General features: G+C 72.4%; 17 protein-coding genes. 7 read left to right on the top strand and 10 right to left on the bottom strand.

The genetic code is table 11. The features are described 5' to 3' along the window. Window positions 1–113 precede the first annotated feature (113 nt). The 3 genes from SXIM_RS16835 to SXIM_RS16825 all read left to right on the top strand — a co-directional run bounded on the left by SXIM_RS16835 (window position 114) and on the right by SXIM_RS16825 (window position 1,614). Entirely contained in the window at window positions 114–515 is a 402-nt protein-coding gene (locus SXIM_RS16835) for a hypothetical protein (RefSeq protein WP_046724580.1), read from the top strand. Window positions 516–677: 162 nt separating this feature from the next. Beyond that, window positions 678–1,313 (top strand): HNH endonuclease family protein, encoded by a 636-nt coding sequence (locus SXIM_RS16830; protein ID WP_030728951.1) that lies wholly within the window; start codon window positions 678–680, stop codon window positions 1,311–1,313. 19 nt (window positions 1,314–1,332) lie between these two features. Beyond that, window positions 1,333–1,614, top strand: a complete 282-nt coding sequence (locus SXIM_RS16825) for a hypothetical protein (RefSeq protein ID WP_030728955.1) — start codon at window positions 1,333–1,335, stop codon at window positions 1,612–1,614. Between the two features lie 121 nt (window positions 1,615–1,735). Here the strand turns inward: SXIM_RS16825 and purH are convergent, their stop codons facing one another. Further along, a complete protein-coding gene (gene purH, locus SXIM_RS16820) occupies window positions 1,736–3,316 on the bottom strand; it encodes a bifunctional phosphoribosylaminoimidazolecarboxamide formyltransferase/IMP cyclohydrolase (RefSeq protein WP_030728958.1) in 1,581 nt (526 codons plus the stop codon). Continuing rightward, entirely contained in the window at window positions 3,313–3,960 is a 648-nt protein-coding gene (gene purN, locus SXIM_RS16815; protein WP_174864364.1) for a phosphoribosylglycinamide formyltransferase, read from the bottom strand. Before purN ends, purH begins: the two co-directional genes overlap by 4 nt. 148 nt (window positions 3,961–4,108) lie before the next feature. On the opposite strand from purN, the gene SXIM_RS16810 reads away from it, so the two are divergent. Further along, a complete protein-coding gene (locus SXIM_RS16810; protein WP_053116227.1) occupies window positions 4,109–4,954 on the top strand; it encodes a hypothetical protein in 846 nt (281 codons plus the stop codon). Window positions 4,955–5,012: 58 nt separating this feature from the next. On the opposite strand, the gene SXIM_RS16805 is transcribed toward SXIM_RS16810, so the two are convergent. Both SXIM_RS16805 and SXIM_RS16800 read right to left on the bottom strand, forming a co-directional pair. Next, the gene (locus SXIM_RS16805; RefSeq protein WP_030728970.1) at window positions 5,013–5,447 is read right to left on the bottom strand and encodes a nuclear transport factor 2 family protein; all 435 of its coding nucleotides are present in this window, start codon (window positions 5,445–5,447) and stop codon (window positions 5,013–5,015) included. Window positions 5,448–5,470: 23 nt separating this feature from the next. Beyond that, on the bottom strand, window positions 5,471–7,012 hold the full coding sequence (locus tag SXIM_RS16800; protein ID WP_148236125.1) for a cell division protein PerM: 1,542 nt from the start codon (window positions 7,010–7,012) through the stop codon (window positions 5,471–5,473). 73 nt (window positions 7,013–7,085) lie between these two features. Between SXIM_RS16800 and SXIM_RS16795 the strand changes: the two genes are divergently transcribed. Beyond that, window positions 7,086–7,733: a SigE family RNA polymerase sigma factor gene (locus SXIM_RS16795; RefSeq protein WP_052385100.1), complete on the top strand. Its 648-nt coding sequence runs from the start codon at window positions 7,086–7,088 to the stop codon at window positions 7,731–7,733. 23 nt (window positions 7,734–7,756) lie between these two features. Here SXIM_RS16795 and SXIM_RS16790 read toward each other — a convergent pair whose 3' ends face one another. Together SXIM_RS16790 and SXIM_RS16785 are read right to left on the bottom strand one after the other, a co-directional pair. Then, window positions 7,757–8,947 (bottom strand): epoxide hydrolase family protein, encoded by a 1,191-nt coding sequence (locus tag SXIM_RS16790; RefSeq protein WP_246156895.1) that lies wholly within the window; start codon window positions 8,945–8,947, stop codon window positions 7,757–7,759. 208 nt (window positions 8,948–9,155) lie between these two features. After that, window positions 9,156–9,755 carry a TetR/AcrR family transcriptional regulator gene (locus SXIM_RS16785; protein ID WP_030728982.1) on the bottom strand — a complete coding sequence of 200 codons (600 nt, stop codon included), beginning with the start codon at window positions 9,753–9,755 and terminating at the stop codon, window positions 9,156–9,158. 155 nt (window positions 9,756–9,910) lie between these two features. Between SXIM_RS16785 and SXIM_RS16780 the strand changes: the two genes are divergently transcribed. Beyond that, window positions 9,911–10,852, top strand: a complete 942-nt coding sequence (locus SXIM_RS16780) for an alpha/beta hydrolase family protein (RefSeq protein WP_030728985.1) — start codon at window positions 9,911–9,913, stop codon at window positions 10,850–10,852. A gap of 96 nt (window positions 10,853–10,948) precedes the next feature. Here the strand turns inward: SXIM_RS16780 and sucD are convergent, their stop codons facing one another. The 3 genes from sucD to icmB all read right to left on the bottom strand — a co-directional run bounded on the left by sucD (window position 10,949) and on the right by icmB (window position 13,640). Continuing rightward, entirely contained in the window at window positions 10,949–11,836 is an 888-nt protein-coding gene (gene sucD, locus SXIM_RS16775; RefSeq protein WP_030728988.1) for a succinate--CoA ligase subunit alpha, read from the bottom strand. Between the two features lie 26 nt (window positions 11,837–11,862). Further along, on the bottom strand, window positions 11,863–13,038 hold the full coding sequence (gene sucC / locus SXIM_RS16770; RefSeq protein WP_030728990.1) for an ADP-forming succinate--CoA ligase subunit beta: 1,176 nt from the start codon (window positions 13,036–13,038) through the stop codon (window positions 11,863–11,865). A gap of 197 nt (window positions 13,039–13,235) precedes the next feature. Next, window positions 13,236–13,640: a coenzyme B12-dependent isobutyryl CoA mutase small subunit gene (gene icmB / locus SXIM_RS16765; protein ID WP_030728992.1), complete on the bottom strand. Its 405-nt coding sequence runs from the start codon at window positions 13,638–13,640 to the stop codon at window positions 13,236–13,238. A gap of 347 nt (window positions 13,641–13,987) precedes the next feature. Here icmB and SXIM_RS16760 point away from each other — a divergent pair, with 347 nt between their 5' ends. Beyond that, window positions 13,988–15,388, top strand: a complete 1,401-nt coding sequence (locus SXIM_RS16760) for a peptidoglycan DD-metalloendopeptidase family protein (RefSeq protein WP_046724578.1) — start codon at window positions 13,988–13,990, stop codon at window positions 15,386–15,388. 84 nt (window positions 15,389–15,472) lie between these two features. Here the strand turns inward: SXIM_RS16760 and SXIM_RS27740 are convergent, their stop codons facing one another. Beyond that, on the bottom strand, window positions 15,473–16,189 hold the full coding sequence (locus SXIM_RS27740; protein WP_053116225.1) for a hypothetical protein: 717 nt from the start codon (window positions 16,187–16,189) through the stop codon (window positions 15,473–15,475). Between the last annotated feature and the right edge of the window lie 81 nt (window positions 16,190–16,270).

Here is a 16,270-nt window from a genome sequence, read left to right as displayed (position 1 = left end):
GGGGCCTGGCCTCCAATCGCCCGCCGGGAAACCCTGGACAGGGGCGGGCGCGCACGATCAAATAACGGGCAGCATTGTGTACAAAAAGAAGATCCGAGAGGGCCGTTGACCGCATGAGCACTCCGCCGCCCCCGCGGCTTCCCGGCCGTATCCGTTCCGCCCGCGCCCTCGCGTACACGGTGGCCGGGCTGAACCTGCTGATGGCCCTGATCTCGTTGCGGGCCGGATTCGGCGACGAGGAGACCCTGCGCGAGCTGGACGTGACGGCCGGGCCGGTGATCACCCTCGGGGTGATCTTCCTGGCGTTCGGGGCGGTCGGCATCGCGCTGGCCACCCGTTTCGCCCGGGGCGGGGCGCGGGTGCGGATCGGCGCCATGGCGTGGGGCGGGGCCGGGGTGCTGCTGGGCTTCGGCACCGGGACGCTGGGCCTGCTGGTGCTGGCGGCCTCGGTCGTCCTGGTGGCCCTGCTGGTCATGCGGGACAGCCGCGACTGGTTCGCCAAGCCCCAGGGCTGACCGGTTCCGGGGCCGGCCGGCTCCGGGTGGAGTCAACGGGCCTGTCACACATCGCTGTTGGGCGGTGCGTTATCAACTCGCGTAGAAATCGTCATGAGCACGTCATCTACGCACTCAACAATCTGTCAGGAACCCCCACACCCCCCTATGGGAGGCATCCTGATGCTGACGCGCGCACGACGCGGCGTCGCCGTGCTCACCACCGCTCTGAGCACCGCGCTGCTGTTCGTCCTCCTGGGCCAGCCGGCCACCGCCGCACCGCCCAACATCCCCTCCGCCGCCACCGCCCGCACCGAGCTGAACGCCCTGCGCGTCGCGGCCGAGGGCTCGATGACCGGCTACTCGCGCGACCTCTTCCCGCACTGGACATCCTCGGGCGGGTGCACCACCCGGCAGACCGTCCTCAAGCGGGACGGCTCCAACGTGGTGGTCGACAGCAACTGTCAGCCCACCTCGGGCAGCTGGTACAGCCCGTACGACGGCGTCACCGTCACCAGCGCCTCCGGCGTGGACATCGACCACATCGTGCCGCTCGCCGAGGCATGGCGCTCCGGCGCCAACTCCTGGACCACCGACACCCGGCGCTCCTTCGCCAACGACCTGTCCAGCCCGCAGCTGATCGCCTCCAGCGCCAGCTCCAACCGCTCCAAGGGCGACCAGGACCCGGCGGACTGGAAGCCGGTCTCCTCGTACCAGTGCACCTACGCGCGGATGTGGATACGCGCCAAGTACCGCTGGAACCTGAGCGTGGATTCGGCCGAGAAGACCGCCCTGACAAGCATGCTCAACACCTGCTGACCATGGTCAGATGTCCGGTATGAGTGAGGCACAGAACGCACAGAGCGAGCACAGCGAGCGGTTCACGACCTTCAAGCCGCCGCGCGGTGGCGTCATGACCAAGGAAGTCGGTGCCATCACCGGCGAATTGGAACTGCACACCAGAGCCGACGAGGACGGTGTCCTCACCCTGCGCGTCCGCTACGCGGGCGCCGACGAGTGGTACACGCTGGAGGGCGCGCCCTACCAGCTGTACGACGCGCGCGACGCCGGCGTCCTGCACGACATCCTCGTCGAGCTGCTGCACCGCCCCCAGCCGTGACGGCCTGACCCGGCAAAGGCGAACGGCCGCACCCCCGTAGCCCGGGGGTGCGGCCGTTCGCCGTCATCCGACATCCGTCATCCGACACCGACCGGACGCCACGGGGCGCCCGTCGGCGGCATCAGTGGAAGAAGTGCCGGGTCCCGGTGAAGTACATGGACACCCCGGCCGCCTTGGCCGCCTCCATGACCTCCCCGTCCCGCTTCGAGCCGCCCGGCTGCACCACGGCGCGGATGCCCGCCGCCGTGAGCACCTCCAGACCGTCGGCGAACGGGAAGAACGCGTCCGAGGCCGCGTACGCCCCGGCCGCCCGGTCCTCGCCCGCCCGCTGCACCGCCAGCCGCGCCGAGTCCACCCGGTTGACCTGGCCCATGCCCACGCCCACCGTGGCACCGTCCTTGGCCAGCAGGATCGCGTTCGACTTCACCGCGCGCGACGCCCGCCACGCGAACGCCAGCTCGGCCAGCTCCGCCTCGCCCAGCGCGTCGCCCGCCACCAGCGTCCAGTGCGCCGGGTCGTCCCCGTCCGCCTGGAGCCGGTCGGCGACCTGGAGCAGCGTGCCGCCCTCCAGCGGCCGGTACTCGCCGGTCGCGGCCGGGGCGCCCGGGGCGCGCAGCACCCGGATGTTCTTCTTGCGGGCCAGGACGTCGACGGCACCGTCCTCGTACGCCGGGGCCACGATGACCTCGGTGAAGATCTCCGCGACCTGCTCGGCCAGCGCCACCGACACGGGGCGGTTGACGGCGATCACGCCGCCGTACGCCGACAGCGGGTCGCAGGCGTGCGCCTTGCGGTGCGCCTCGGCGACATCGGCACCGACCGCGATCCCGCACGGGTTGCTGTGCTTGATGATCGCCACGGCCGGCGCCTGGTGGTCGTAGGCGGCGCGGCGGGCGGCCTCGGCGTCGATGTAGTTGTTGTAGCTCATCTCCTTGCCGTGCAGCTGCTCGGCGGCCGGCAGGCCGGTGCCGGAGCCGTCCGCGTACAGCGCGGCCCGCTGGTGCGGGTTCTCGCCGTACCGCAGCACGCCCTGCCGGGTGAAGGTCAGCCGGGCGGCGGAGGGGAAGTCCCCGGCCTCGGCACCCTCGTACGCCGACGCGCCCTGCACGGCGAACCAGCCGGCCACCGCCGCGTCGTACTCGGCGGTGTGCGCGAACGCCTCCGCCGCCAGGGCGCGCCGCTGCGGCAGCGTGAAGCCGCCCTCGGCGACGGCGGACAGCGCGTCCGCGTACCGCTCCGGGTTGACGATCACGGCCACCGAGGGGTGGTTCTTGGCGGCGCCGCGCACCATGGAGGGGCCGCCGATGTCGATGAGTTCGACGCACTCGTCGAAGGAGGCGCCGGAGGCGACGGTCTCCTGGAACGGGTAGAGGTTCACGATGACCAGATCGAACGAGTCGATCTGAAGCTCCGACAGCTGCTGCCGGTGCTCGGCGCGGCGCAGGTCGGCGAGGATGCCGGCGTGCACGCGCGGGTGCAGGGTCTTGACCCGGCCGTCGAGCATCTCGGGGAAGTTGGTGACCTCCTCGACCGGGGTCACCGGCACCCCGGCGGCGGCGATCGTCTTGGCGGTGGAGCCGGTGGAGACGATCGCCACCCCGGCGGCGTGCAGACCGCGGGCCAGCTCCTCCAGACCGGTCTTGTCGTACACGCTGACCAGGGCCCGGCGGACCGGGCGCTTCGTACCTTCTTCGGAGGTCACGGGATGGAAACCTTTCGTCCCTCGATGCGGTATCCCTCGCGGGCGAGACGGCCCACGGCGTCGACGAGCAGGGAGCGTTCGACTTCCTTGATCCGCTCGTGGAGCGAGGACTCGTCGTCCTCCTCGCGGATGTCCACGGCGCCCTGGGCGATGATCGGGCCGGTGTCGACCCCGGCGTCGACGAAGTGCACCGTGCAGCCGGTCACCTTGACGCCGTGGGCGAGCGCGTCCCGTACGCCGTGGGCGCCGGGGAAACTCGGCAGCAGCGCGGGATGGGTATTGATGAATCGCCCGCCGAACCGGGCGAGGAAGGCGGGCCCCACGATCTTCATGAAACCGGCCGAGACGACGAGATCGGGCTCGTACGCGGCGACCTCGTCGGTGAGGGCACGGTCCCAGTCGGCGCGGGTCGGGTAGTCGCGCACCCGGCGTACGAACGCCGGCACCCCCGAGCGCTCGGCACGCCGCAGCCCCTCGATGCCCTCGCGGTCGGCGCCGACCGCCACCACCTGCGCTCCGTACCAGCGGGGCCCGAGCGCCGACTGGGCGTCCAGCAGGGCCTGAAGATTGGTACCGGAGCCGGAAACCAGGACGACAAGGCGTGCGGGATCCTTGGGCTGCGGAGCTGGGGCCACGGCGGGAATCTTCCTTCAGCGGTGGGCGAAGCACGACAGGCCGTCGGCCACCGGTCACCATACCGGCATACCGGGCCTCCCCCGTGCGACGGGTTCGGCCACTGCCGGGTACGGTCATTGCCAGCGGAACCGTGGACGAAGGGGACAGCCGACCAACATGACCGATCGACGGCGAGCCTCGGGGCGACAGGACCTGCCCGGCGAGGAGCACAACCCCTTCGCAGCGCCTCCCGAGAACCAGCCCGACCGGCCGTGGCGGTCCCGCCGGAACGACAACGGCGACAGCGGGCGCGGCAACGGGAACGGCAGCGGGAACGGCGAGGACCACAAGGACTCCGAGAACGGCGACGACAACCAGCGTTCGCGCTGGGGCAGCCAGTGGAGCCGGCGCCAGCCGGGCCGCGGCAACGGCGCCTTCGGCGAACCCCGGCAGCCCGGCGGCAACGGCCGCGACGGCGGCCCGGGCAGCGGCGGCCCCTTCGGGCCGCGCTGGGACCCGACCGACCCGGCGCAGCGGCACGCGCGGTACGCGGTGCTGGCCGGCCTGTGGGGCATCTTCGCCGGTGTGTTCGGCTGGGAGTGGCTGGGCCTGCTGCTGGGCGCGCTGGCCCTGTACTGGGGCATTAGCGCGCTGCGCGGCGGCCCCAAGGACGAGAGGAAGCCCGGGGAGAGCGGCGAGAAGGGCGAGCCGGAGGAGCAGCCCGCCCCCGACCACCACCGCGCGACCGTCGCCGAGGTGGAGGGCGAGGCCCCGGTCCCGCCCCGCCCCACGACCGCGCCGCGCGCCGGGGCCGCCGCCCCGCGTTCCCCGGTCGCGATGGCGATCGGCGGGCTGGTGCTGGCCGGGATGGCGCTGGTGATCGTCTTCACCACCTACACCGTGCAGCTCGTGTACAAGGACTACTTCGACTGCGTCCAGGACGCGCTGACCACCCCCACCCGCGAGGCGTGCGAGGACCTGCTGCCCAAGCAGCTGCGCCCGATCCTGGGCGAGCGGGACTGACGGGAAACGGCGCGGCACCGGCCGGAACATCCGGGCCGGTGCCGCGCCGTGCCGCGGGTCAGTCGCCGGGGGCGAACGCCTGGGCCACGGCCAGGCTGTCCTCGTAGAGGTGGTGGCGGGTGACCTGGGTGTTCTCGACCGTCAGATACAGGGCGAACGCCGCCCGGTAGGCGCGGCCGGTGGAGCGGGCGGTCTGCCGGATCTCTCCGGTGACGACCGCGTCCGTACCGTCGACCAGGATGCGGTCGATGACCGTGCCCGCCTCCTGGGGGACGTGGTGCTCGGCCACCTCCCGGTAGTGGGCGGCTATGTCGGCGCGGGTGCGGCGGTGCCGGATCCACGGGGTCTGCGCGCGGCCGTGTTCTGCCTCCGGCCAGTCAAGCTTCCAGTCGGTCTCCGGTGCGTACAGTTCAGCGATCCGCTCGGGGTCGCCGGCGCCGATGCGCTTCAGCAACTCTTCCACCACGGCACGCGTGTGCGAACTCGTATCCATGACGGCATCCTGACACGCGCCGCTCAGGGCTCCCTGGCCGTGTCCCGCAGGGGGGAGAGATCCGTCTCCTGGTCGAAGGGCATGTCCGGGGTACGGGGCACGCCGACGGGCGGCGGTGTGTCCACCGGCTCCGGCCCCGACCGCAGGCGCCGGCGGAGGCGGAGGCGGCTGATCGTCGTGTGCAGCGGGTGCTCCTCGCCCGCGCGCCGGCGCCACCACCTGCGCCCGCGCCCCTCCGGCCGCCGCCCCTCGTGGGCCGACTCCTGTGGGGCACCGTCCCCCGCTCCCGCGCTCCGCGCCCCCTCCTCCGCCGGCGGCTCCGCGCGCCGCCGCAGCCTCCCCGCGACCGCCTCCCACGGGCTCACCGTCCGCAGCTGCCACACCCGCAGCAACAGCGCCAGCGGCACCCCCGCCAGCGCACCCCACCCGGCCGCCGCCGCTCCGGTCAGCACCGGATCGGGGCCGAACTCGGCCAGTGCCAGGGTGCCCAGCGGGCCACCCGCCAGCGCCGCGAGACCGCCCAGCGTCAGCCCGCACCCCAGCGCCGCCAGCAGCGCGGTGAGCGCCGTGGCCGCAGACCCCGAGCCGGACCGTACGGCGCCCCTGGCCGTGAACCACGCCAGTACCCCCACCCCGACCACCGGCACGACGGCCGCCGTCGCCCACACCGCCCAGCCGTCACCCACCCCGCCCGGGGCCATCGCCAGCAGCGGGAAGGCCGGCAGCCGCGGTTCGGCGCCCTCCGTGCCCGTCCCGGCCAGGCCCAGCGGGGCGATCACGCTCCCCGCGCCCAGCGTGAACCCGGGGCCGAGCCCGTACGCCGCCGCCCACACCGCGGCGTTCGGGGCCAGCGCCAGGCCGAGCAGCAGCACCGCGAACCGCCCCGACCAGGGCCCGGAGAGCTGACCGAACGTCCGCTGCGCCGTGTCCGCGTGCAGCACCAGCGCGCCGGCCGCCAGCAGCGCGCCCGCACCGCACACCGCCGCCGTACCCGCCAGCGCCGCCCGGCCGGCCGCCGCCAGCCGGTAGGGGTCGGGCCACGGTGCCGGCCAGCCCAGCACCGCCACCGCCGACGCCCCGGTCACCACCACCGTCAGCAGCGGCATCACCGCCAGCGCGCTCAGCGGGCGCGCGCTGATCGGCCCGCCGAGCGTGTACAGCACGGCCGGCGCCGCGGGCAGCAGATAGCCGGCGCTGACCCAGGCGGCGGCGCGCGGCCCCACCGCCGGACTGCGCTCGCCGATCAGCGCCACCCGCACCGCCCGGTGCAGCAGCCAGCACGGGAGCGCGGTCAGCAGCAGCGGGGTCAGCCCGATGGGCGCGGGTACGCCGCTGAGCGTCTCGGCGCGCACGAGTTCGGTGCCGTGCGCCAGCAGCCACAGTCCGGCGACGACGCGCAGCGCGCCGCCCGCGCCGCTGTCGGGGAAGGGGGACGTGGTCCACAGCACGAGGCCGATCACGGCCAGCACGCCGAACCCGAGTCCCGCCGCCACCAGGCCCTCTCCGAACCATCGGGTGCGGGAGACTCGGCCGTCCGGGGCAAATCGCTGGATAAGGAGGCGCACGCGGCCATGCTGCCAATAACGCCCGGCAGGCTGAGGTATCGCCACGGTCGGGACAGGGAAGGAACGGCAGCCAGTGGAGACTCTGACCAGCGCACCGGGCCGAAGACGCACGCTCGTTCGAGGGCTGAACCCGTCGGGCTCACCGGAGGCGGCGTTCGCAGCCCTGTACGAACGGCACGCGGTCTCGCTGGCCCGGCAGGCGTATCTGCTGTGCGGCGGTGACACGCGGTTCGCGGCCCGGGCGGTGGAACGCGGCTTCCAGCGCTGCTGGGAGGAGTGGCCCGCGGTGGCGGCGGACGCCGACCCGGTGGGGCGGGTGCGGGCCGCGGTGTACGGATACGCGCTCTCGCCGTGGCACCGGCTGCGGCCGTGGGGCCGGCCCCGGCCCGTGCTGCCGGTGCTGCTCGAACTGCCCCCGCACCGGCGGGGCACGGTGGTGCTGCACGACTGCGCGGGCGTCGGGCTGAGCGCGGCGGCGGCGGAGACGGAGGCCACCGTCGCGGTGACCGGGGCGCGGCTGGCGACGGGGCGGGCGGCGCTGCCCGCCGGGTTCCCGCCCCTGGCCGCGCTGGCGGCGGCGGTACCGGTACGCACCCGCCGCCCCGACGCGGTCCGCCGCGACGGCGAACGCGCCACGGCCCGCCGCACCCGCGCCTTCCTCCTGCTGACAGCGGCGACCCTGACCGCGATCACGGCGTCCCTGCTCCCGGCTGTGCGCTGAGCCGGCGCTCCGGGCGGCCTCGTTCAGGGCCTGCGGCCCCGGAAGGTGCGGCGCAGGTCGTCCACCCAGGCGTCGGGGTTCTCCCAGGGGATGAAGTGGCCGCCGTGCTCGTGCGCGGTGACGTTGACGGGGTGGAACCAGTCGGCCTGCGGGCCGGCCGTGAAGGCCCGGACGCGCTCGTCGGCGGTGTGGATGCCGGGCGGGTTCTCGTACGTGACGAGGGTGAGCCCGGCCGGGGCCCGCACGACCGGCGTCCGGTCGTGGGCGGGGGCCCACGGGTAGCGGTTGGCGTTCGCGTAGTACCGCAGGGAGGTGGCGGCGGAGTTGTTCACCCAGTAGATGGTCGCGTGGGTGAGCAGGTCGTCCCGGGTGAAGACGGATGCGAGGTCGCCCCCGTTGTCGCTCCACGCGTTCCAGCGTTCCAGCAGCCAGGCGAGCAGTCCGGCGGGCGAGTCGCTCAGCCCGTGGGCCAGGGTCGCGCCGTCCAGCATGTGCACGGTGAGGTGGGACGCGAAGCGGCGGTCCTGGTCGATGATCCGGGCGCGGACCTCGGCGGGCTGGTCGTCGGTGAGGGGCCGGTTGCGGGCGAAGTCCCAGGCGCGGGGGCCGTTGAAGAAGTCGAGCGGCAGTCCGGAGCCGATGTGGATGCCGTACAGGGCGTCGGCGTACTTGTGTCCGAGCTGGCTGGAGACGAGCCCGCCGATGTCGCAGCCCCCGGCGGCGTACCGCGCGTATCCCAGGGTGTCGGTCATCAGGGTGTGCCAGAGGTCCGCGACCTTCCAGAAGTTGACGTCCGGGAAGCCGGTGAGCGGGCCGGGGAAGCCGAAGCCGGGCAGGGAGGGCACGATGACGTCGAAGGCGTCGGCCGGGTCACCGCCGTGGGCGGCGGGGTCGGCGAGCGGGTCGATCACCTTCGACCAGTGCCAGAACGTCCACGGCCAGCCGTGGGTGAGGATCAGCGGGACCGGGCGGGGGCCGCGGCCCGCGCGGCGCAGGAAGTGCACCGGGACACCGGCGACGTCCACCTGGTAGTGCTCGTACGCGTTGATGGCGGCCTCGGCCGCACGCCAGTCGTAACCGTCCCGCCAGTACGCGACCAGATCCCGGAGGTATCCGGCCGGGACGCCGTAGGACCAGTCCTCGTTCGCCTCGTCCAGCGGCGGACGGGTCAGGGCGAGGCGGGCGCGCAGGTCGTCGAGGGCCTGGTCGGGCACCCGGATCGGGGTGGGTTCCAGGGGAAGGCGTGCGGGGCGGTCATGGCGCGGGCCTCCTTGCGGGGCGGAGGGGGAAGCGCGCCGGGGAGGTCCGGCGCGGGCACTCGGCGGCGGCGGCGAGCGGACGGGGTGACTGTCCCACATCCCCGCCGCCGGCGGTGGCAGGGCGTCGCCCGGGTGGCCGCCCCGCCCCGGTGCGGCGTCCGGGCTACGGCGCGGGGTCCGGTCGGCGCAGTCCCGCGACGAGGAGGCCGACCAGCAGGCGCGCGTCGTAGTCGGGGTCGCGGTCGGCGCCGATGCAGAGGTTTCCGATGCCGTGCATGAGCTGGAGCGCTTCGATGCCGGGGCGGATCTCGCCGGAGTCGGCGGCGGCGTCCAGGAGGTGCGCGCACACCGGTACGAGGCGGTCCAGGAAGTGGGCGTGCAGCGTCTGGAAGCGGGCGTTGTCGGCCTGGAGCGCCGCCGCGAGGCCGTGCTTGGTGACCAGGAAGTCCACGAAGAGGTCGACCCACCGCCCCAGGGCGGCGTGCGGGGTCGGCCCTTCCGCCAGCAGGGCGGGCCCCGCCTCGGCGCAGGCGTCGATCTGGTGGTGGTAGACGGCGATGACCAGGTCGGCCCGGGTGGGGAAGTGCCGGTAGATGGTGCCCATGCCGACCCCGGCCGCGGCGGCGATGTCGCGCACCGGTGCCTCCACGCCGGAGGTGACGAAGACCGTGGCGGCCGCCTCCAGCAGGGTCTGGCGGTTGCGCCGGGCGTCCTTGCGCCGTGCTCCGGGCGTGCCGTCCGCGCCCTGGCCGCTGTCGTTCACCACGAGGTCCTTCCACGAGATTGCAAAGCGGAACAGCGTTCCGTATCGTCGGGAGCGGAGCACGGTTCCGTTTTCCCATGATGACAGACCGCCGGGCCCTCCCCTGCCCTGATCAGGCCGGGAGCGCACGGCGGGAAACAGCGGAAGGCACGCCCATGACCGACCCGACCACCACGACCACCACGCCCCACACCCACGCGCCCGCCGCGGTGATATCCGCGCAGCCCGTCGTCCTCCCCGCCCCCGGCCGGGGAACGGATCTGCGGGTACGGGTGTCGGCCCCCGCCACCGGCGGCGAACTGCCCGTCATCGTCCTCTCGCACGGCCACGGGTCCTCGCTGCACGGCTACGGCCCGCTCGCCGACCACTGGGCGGCCCACGGATTCGTCGTCCTCCAGCCCACCCACCTGGACTCCCGCACGCTCGCCCTGCCCGCCGACGATCCCCGCACACCCAGGATCTGGCGCTACCGCGTCGAGGACCTGTTCCGTGTGCTGGACCGTCTCGACGTGCTGGAGGCCGCCGTACCGGGCCTCGCCGGGCGCGTCGACCACGAGCGGATCGCCGTGGCCGGCCACTCCTGGGGCGCCCAGAGCGCGAGCATGCTGCTGGGCGCGCGCGTCCTGGACGCCGACGGCGCGCCGGGCGACGACCTGTCCGATCCCCGGGTCGGCGCGGGTGTGCTGTTCGCCGTGACCGGCCTGGGCGATGACCTGAGCCCTTTCGCGCGGGAGCACCTCCCCTTCATGCGGCCGTCCTTCGCCACCATGACGACACCGGCGCTCGTCGTCGCCGGGGACCGGGACCAGTCCGCGCTCTCCACCCGGGGCCCCGACTGGTTCACCGACGCCCACACCCACAGCCCCGGGACCACGTCCCTGCTCACCCTGTTCGGCGCGGAGCACTCGCTCGGCGGCATCAGCGGGTACGAGGCCGCCGAGACGACGGACGAGAGCCCCGCCCGGGTGGCGCTGGTCCAGCGGCTGAGCACCGCCTTCCTGCACAGCGCCCTGCGTCCCGGTGACACGGGCTGGAAGGCGGCGGCCACCGCGCTGGAGGCGGACCCCGAGCCACTGGGCGCGCTGCGCACGCCGTGAGCGCACACCGGTGCGCCGGGACGGGCACCGGGAAAACGCACGAGGGTGCCCTCCGCCGTGCGGCGGAGGGCACCCTCGTGCGGTACTACGGAACGGTCAGCTCGCGGCCAGCAGCTCGCGGGCCAGCAGCGCCGTCTCGGACGGGGTCTTGCCGACCTTCACGCCCGCGGCCTCCAGGGCCTCCTTCTTGGCCTGCGCCGTGCCGGAGGAGCCGGAGACGATGGCGCCGGCGTGGCCCATGGTCTTGCCCTCGGGCGCGGTGAAGCCCGCCACGTAGCCGACGACCGGCTTGGTGACGTTGGCCTTGATGAAGTCCGCGGCCCGCTCCTCGGCGTCGCCGCCGATCTCGCCGATCATCACGATCAGGTCGGTGTCGGGGTCGGCCTCGAACGCCGCGAGGGCGTCGATGTGGGTGGTGCCGATGATCGGGTCACCGCCGATGCCGACCGCCGAGCTGAAGCCGATGTCGCGCAGCTCGTACATCATCTGGTAGGTCAGGGTGCCGGACTTCGACACCAGACCGATCCGGCCGGGCTTGGTGATGTCGGCCGGGATGATGCCCGCGTTGGACTGGCCGGGGGTGATCAGGCCGGGGCAGTTGGGACCGATGATGCGGGTCTTGTTGCCCTTCTTGCCGGCGTACGCCCAGAACGCGGCGGTGTCGTGCACCGCGATGCCCTCGGTGATCACGACGGCCAGCGGGATCTCGGCGTCGATCGCCTCGATGACCGCGTCCTTGGTGAACTTCTCCGGCACGAAGATGACGGTCACGTCGGCGCCGGTCGCCTCGATGGCGTCCTTGACGCCGCCGAAGACCGGGATCTCGGTGCCGTCGAAGTCAACGGTGGTGCCCGCCTTGCGCGGGTTGACGCCGCCGACGATGTTGGTGCCGGCGGCGAGCATCCGCCGGGTGTGCTTCTGGCCCTCGGAGCCGGTCATCCCCTGGACGATGACCTTGCTTTCCTTGGTGAGAAAGATAGCCATGGTGTGTTCGGTGTCCTCGTCCGTCGTTACTTGGCGGCCAGCTCGGCGGCACGGTCGGCCGCGCCGTCCATGGTGTCGACCTGCTCCACCAGCGGGTGGTTGGCGTCGGTCAGGATCTGCCGGCCCAGCTCGGCGTTGTTGCCGTCCAGACGGACGACCAGCGGCTTGGTGACCTCTTCGCCCTTGCCGGCGAGCAGGTCGAGCGCCTGGACGATGCCGTTGGCGACCGCGTCACACGCGGTGATGCCGCCGAAGACGTTCACGAAGACCGACTTGACGTCGGGGTCGCCCAGGATGATCTCCAGACCGTTGGCCATCACCTCGGCCGAGGCACCGCCACCGATGTCGAGGAAGTTGGCCGGCTTGGCGCCACCGTGGGCCTCGCCCGCGTACGCCACGACGTCCAGGGTGCTCATGACGAGCCCGGCGCCGTTGCCGATGATGCCGACGTTGCCGTCGTCCAGCTTGACGTAGTTCAGGCCCTTGGCCTTGGCAGCCGCCTCCAGCGGGTTGGCCGCGGCCTTGTCCTCCAGCTCGGCGTGGCCGGGCTGACGGAACTCGGCGTTCGCGTCCAGGGAGACCTTGCCGTCCAGGGCGATGATCTTGCCGTCGCCGGTCTTCACCAGCGGGTTGACCTCGACCAGCAGGGCGTCTTCCTTGATGAAGACGTCCCACAGCTTCTGGAGGGTGAAGACGACCTGGTCGGCGATGTCGGCCGGGAACTTCGCCGCCTCGACGATCTCGCGCGCCTTGGCCTCGGTCACGCCGTCGATCGGGTCGACCGCGATCTTGGCCAGGGCCTCGGGGTTGGTGGCCGCGACCTCTTCGATCTCGACACCGCCCTCGACGGACGCCATGGCGAGGAAGGTGCGGTTGGTGCGGTCCAGCAGGAAGGAGACGTAGTACTCCTCCGCGATGTCCGCGGTCTGGGCCAGCATCACCTTGTGAACGGTGTGGCCCTTGATGTCCATGCCCAGGATGGCACCGGCCTTGTCGACCGCGTCCTGCGGGTCGGAAGCCAGCTTCACGCCGCCGGCCTTGCCGCGGCCACCGACCTTGACCTGCGCCTTGACGACCGCACGGCCGCCCAGTCGCTCGGTCACCGCGCGCGCCGCCTCCGGCGTGTCGATGACTTCACCGGCCAGCACCGGTACGTCATGCTTGGCGAAGATGTCCCTCGCCTGATACTCGAACAGGTCCACGCGCGTCCGTCCCTCAATCAGTGGTCTCGCGGTTCGTCGATTCAGCGTGGGCGTGCCGGGTGGCCGCAGCGCATGCGAGCACGCGGCAGGTCCGCAGAGCAGCGTACCGGGGGGCAATTTGCCTATCTGAAATCCAGGTCACACCTGGGTGGTGACAAGGGTCACAAAACCGTACGGCACGGGTCGCCCCGGCCCCCTCAGGCAACCCTGATGTGGTCGCGGACCCAGGTCACGACATCGCCGGTGGGCGCCCCCGGGGTGAAGATCGCCGAGACCCCGGCGGCTTTCAGCGGCGGAATGTCCGCCTCCGGGATGATCCCTCCCCCGAAGACCTTGATATCGGCGGCATCCCTCTCCTTCAGAAGTTCGATCACCCGGGCGAAGAGTGTGTTGTGCGCGCCGGAGAGGACGGAAAGGCCGATCGCGTCGGCGTCCTCCTGGATGGCGGTGTCCACGATCTGCTCGGGGGTCTGGTGCAGGCCGGTGTAGATGACCTCCATCCCCGCATCCCGCAGGGCGCGCGCGATGACCTTCGCGCCGCGGTCGTGACCGTCGAGCCCTGGCTTGGCGATCACGACGCGGATCGGTCCGGAAACACCCATCAGAAGCCTCCCGAGGAGCTCCGGCACCGATGCCGGAGTGAACGGACATTAACCTCAGCATCCCGCAACGGGCCAGGCTTACGCACGCGCCGCGAGACAGATCACAGGGGAGGAGGAAAAGAGAGGGCACGGGGCACCGGCGGGACCTTTTGTTCGAACAGATATCGAACACATCGTGTGGCACCGATGGTGCCGGTCCCGAATGACGACTGATTGCCCGATTCTTGAACCCGCGAAACCCCGGGAAAGATTGTCGCGGCCCGGAAACGACAGGTACAGTCGCGCTGCCGTACGCAGCCGCCGGGTCCCCACCCCAGCTCCTGTAGTCGAGCCGAAAGGCGTAGTCAGTGAGCGATCGTCACCCGTCGGGAGTCTTCTCTCCGACTGGCCACACTGACGAGATCGGAAACCCCTCCTACGGGACGCTCTCGTACGACGGTTACGCGACGTACGACGGGTACCAGGCACCGGGCCACGCACCGGAGCAGACCTACGCGCAGGCCCACGGGCAGCCGCAGACGCACACACCGACCCACGGGTACGACGGATACGAGGCGTACCAGGGCGGCTGGGACAGCGCCTACGGCTGGGAGCAGCAGCAGACCCCCGCGACCGGCACCGCCACCCTGGCGCCGGAGCACGAGGCCACCGCCACCGCGGACGGGCAGCAGACGTACGCCGGTTACGACGCGTACGAGACCTACGGCTCCCCGGTCGCGGACCCGTACGACACCCCCGTGCACGGAACTCCCCTGTACGAACAGGAGTATCAGCCGGAGTCCGAACAGGAAGCGGGCACGGCCCCGGGGATGGGCGCGGAGGCGCACGGCGATCCGGACGCCGCGACAGCGGCCGGCCCGGACACCGAAGCACCCTACGAGCGGGAGACCGCCGAGGACGCCGGCGGCGACCCGTCCACGGCCGACGCCTGGACGCCGGAGCCCTGGCAGCCCTCGGAGGGCCCGCAGGACGACCCCCAGGACGAGTGCGCCCCCGAACGCCCGGCGGGCCGCGGCCGGCGCCGCTGCGTCAAGCCGAAGCGCTCCGCCTTCCTCTCGGTCGCCGCACCCTCCCTCGCCGTCCTGGGCATGACCGCCGTGGCCACCGCCGCCACCGTCTCCACCTCCGACAGCGTCGAGGACGAGCCCCCGGTGGCCGCCCCCGACCCCGGCGAGGCCAAGACGGTCGAGGCGAACAAGGAGTTCGACACCCAGCTGGAGAGCCTGTCGGCCGCCGTCGACGACTACGCCGACCGCGCCAACCGCACCCAGGGCCGTATCGACCTGGAGGAGCGGCTGGAGCAGGAACGGCTGGACGCCGAGGCCGAGGCCGCGCGGATCGAGGCGGAGCGCCCCAAGTTCGCGCTCCCGGTCGACCAGCGCGGCCTCAGCTCGTACTACGGCCAGGCCGGCATCAACTGGCTGTCGCTGCACACCGGCATCGACTTCCCGGTCAGCTACGGCACCCCGGTGAAGGCCGCCACCGACGGCACCATCCGCACCCAGTGGCACATCAGCTACGGCAACCTGCTGATCCTCACCGCGGCCGACGGCACCGAGACCTGGTACGCGCATCTGAGCAGCACCACCTACCAGTCCGGCTACGTCCAGGCCGGCACGGTCATCGCCTACTCCGGCAACTCCGGCAACTCCACCGGGCCGCACCTGCACTTCGAGGTACGACCGGCTTCCGGCGGCACCATCGACCCGCTCACCTGGCTGCGTAACAAGGGCCTTGAGCCCAACTGACGCACGGCTGATCACACGCGACGCGGAACGGCCCGCCTCCCCGAAGGGAGGCGGGCCGTTCCGCGTGCGGGCCGGAGGTGCCGGTCAGCTGTTCTGGCTCTGACCCACCCGGTAGGCGACACCGAGGGCGGCCAGCGGAGCCACGAAGACGAAGATCCAGTTGATCGCCTCCGCCGCCTCCTTCCAGGCGTCGAAGATGTCCCCGAAGTCACCGAAGAGGTAACCGAAGGCGCTCTTCTGCTCGATCCCGTACATGGCCGCCTCACTGGCGGAGATGCTGTCGGCCTGGTCGGCGAAGATCGCCGAGAGCGCGAACAGCTCACCGAGGAACATCGAGACCAGCGCGATCGCCGCGCCCGCCGCGTACAGGCCCCAGTTGCGCGGGACCAGCTTGCCGATCGGCAGCCCGATCAGCGCGCCGATGACCACCGCGGCATACGTGAACTGCGGGTACTCGCCGGACTCCTCGTCGAACAGCTGGGCCACGATGTAGCCGTACGCGATGAACAGCACGATGCCGATGCCCAGCGCCGCCAGGATCGCCAGCAGGACCTTGTTGCCGCCGCCGGCAGCCGGCGGCGGGGGCGGCGGGAAGCCGCCCTGCGGCGCGCCACCGTACGGCTGCTGCTGCGGCTGCCCGTAGGCGCCGGGGCCACCGGCCGGGGGCTGCTGCGGGTAGCCGTAACCGGGCTGCGGCGGCTGCTGGGGCTGGCCGTAGCCACCGCCGGGCGGAGGCTGGTTCGGCGGCGGCTGCTGGCCGTACCCGCCCGGCTGTTGCGGCTGCTGCCACGGCTGGCTCATGAAGTCCCCCTGGGTGGAGAGTGATCCGTACTCCGTGGTCAGTGATGAAGAGGAGTACGTCCGAAACGACTAAGGCAATGA

The organism is Streptomyces xiamenensis (genome assembly GCF_000993785.3).
In the GTDB taxonomy this organism is placed as follows: domain Bacteria; phylum Actinomycetota; class Actinomycetes; order Streptomycetales; family Streptomycetaceae; genus Streptomyces; species Streptomyces xiamenensis.
The sequence above is the reverse complement of the archived record's forward strand: the minus strand, read 5'-3'. Positions and strand labels throughout refer to the sequence as shown.

Excerpts from the sequence above, each read along its gene's own strand:
- SXIM_RS16835 (WP_046724580.1), top strand. The coding sequence starts at position 114 with ATGAGCACTCCGCCGCCCCCGCGGCTTCCCGGCCGTATCCGTTCCGCC.
- SXIM_RS16830 (WP_030728951.1), top strand. The coding sequence starts at position 678 with ATGCTGACGCGCGCACGACGCGGCGTCGCCGTGCTCACCACCGCTCTG.
- SXIM_RS16825 (WP_030728955.1), top strand. The coding sequence starts at position 1,333 with ATGAGTGAGGCACAGAACGCACAGAGCGAGCACAGCGAGCGGTTCACG.
- SXIM_RS16810 (WP_053116227.1), top strand. The coding sequence starts at position 4,109 with ATGACCGATCGACGGCGAGCCTCGGGGCGACAGGACCTGCCCGGCGAG.
- SXIM_RS16805 (WP_030728970.1), bottom strand. The coding sequence starts at position 5,447 with ATGGATACGAGTTCGCACACGCGTGCCGTGGTGGAAGAGTTGCTGAAG.
- SXIM_RS16780 (WP_030728985.1), top strand. The coding sequence starts at position 9,911 with ATGACCGACCCGACCACCACGACCACCACGCCCCACACCCACGCGCCC.
- sucD (WP_030728988.1), bottom strand. The coding sequence starts at position 11,836 with ATGGCTATCTTTCTCACCAAGGAAAGCAAGGTCATCGTCCAGGGGATG.
- icmB (WP_030728992.1), bottom strand. The coding sequence starts at position 13,640 with ATGGGTGTTTCCGGACCGATCCGCGTCGTGATCGCCAAGCCAGGGCTC.
- SXIM_RS27740 (WP_053116225.1), bottom strand. The coding sequence starts at position 16,189 with ATGAGCCAGCCGTGGCAGCAGCCGCAACAGCCGGGCGGGTACGGCCAG.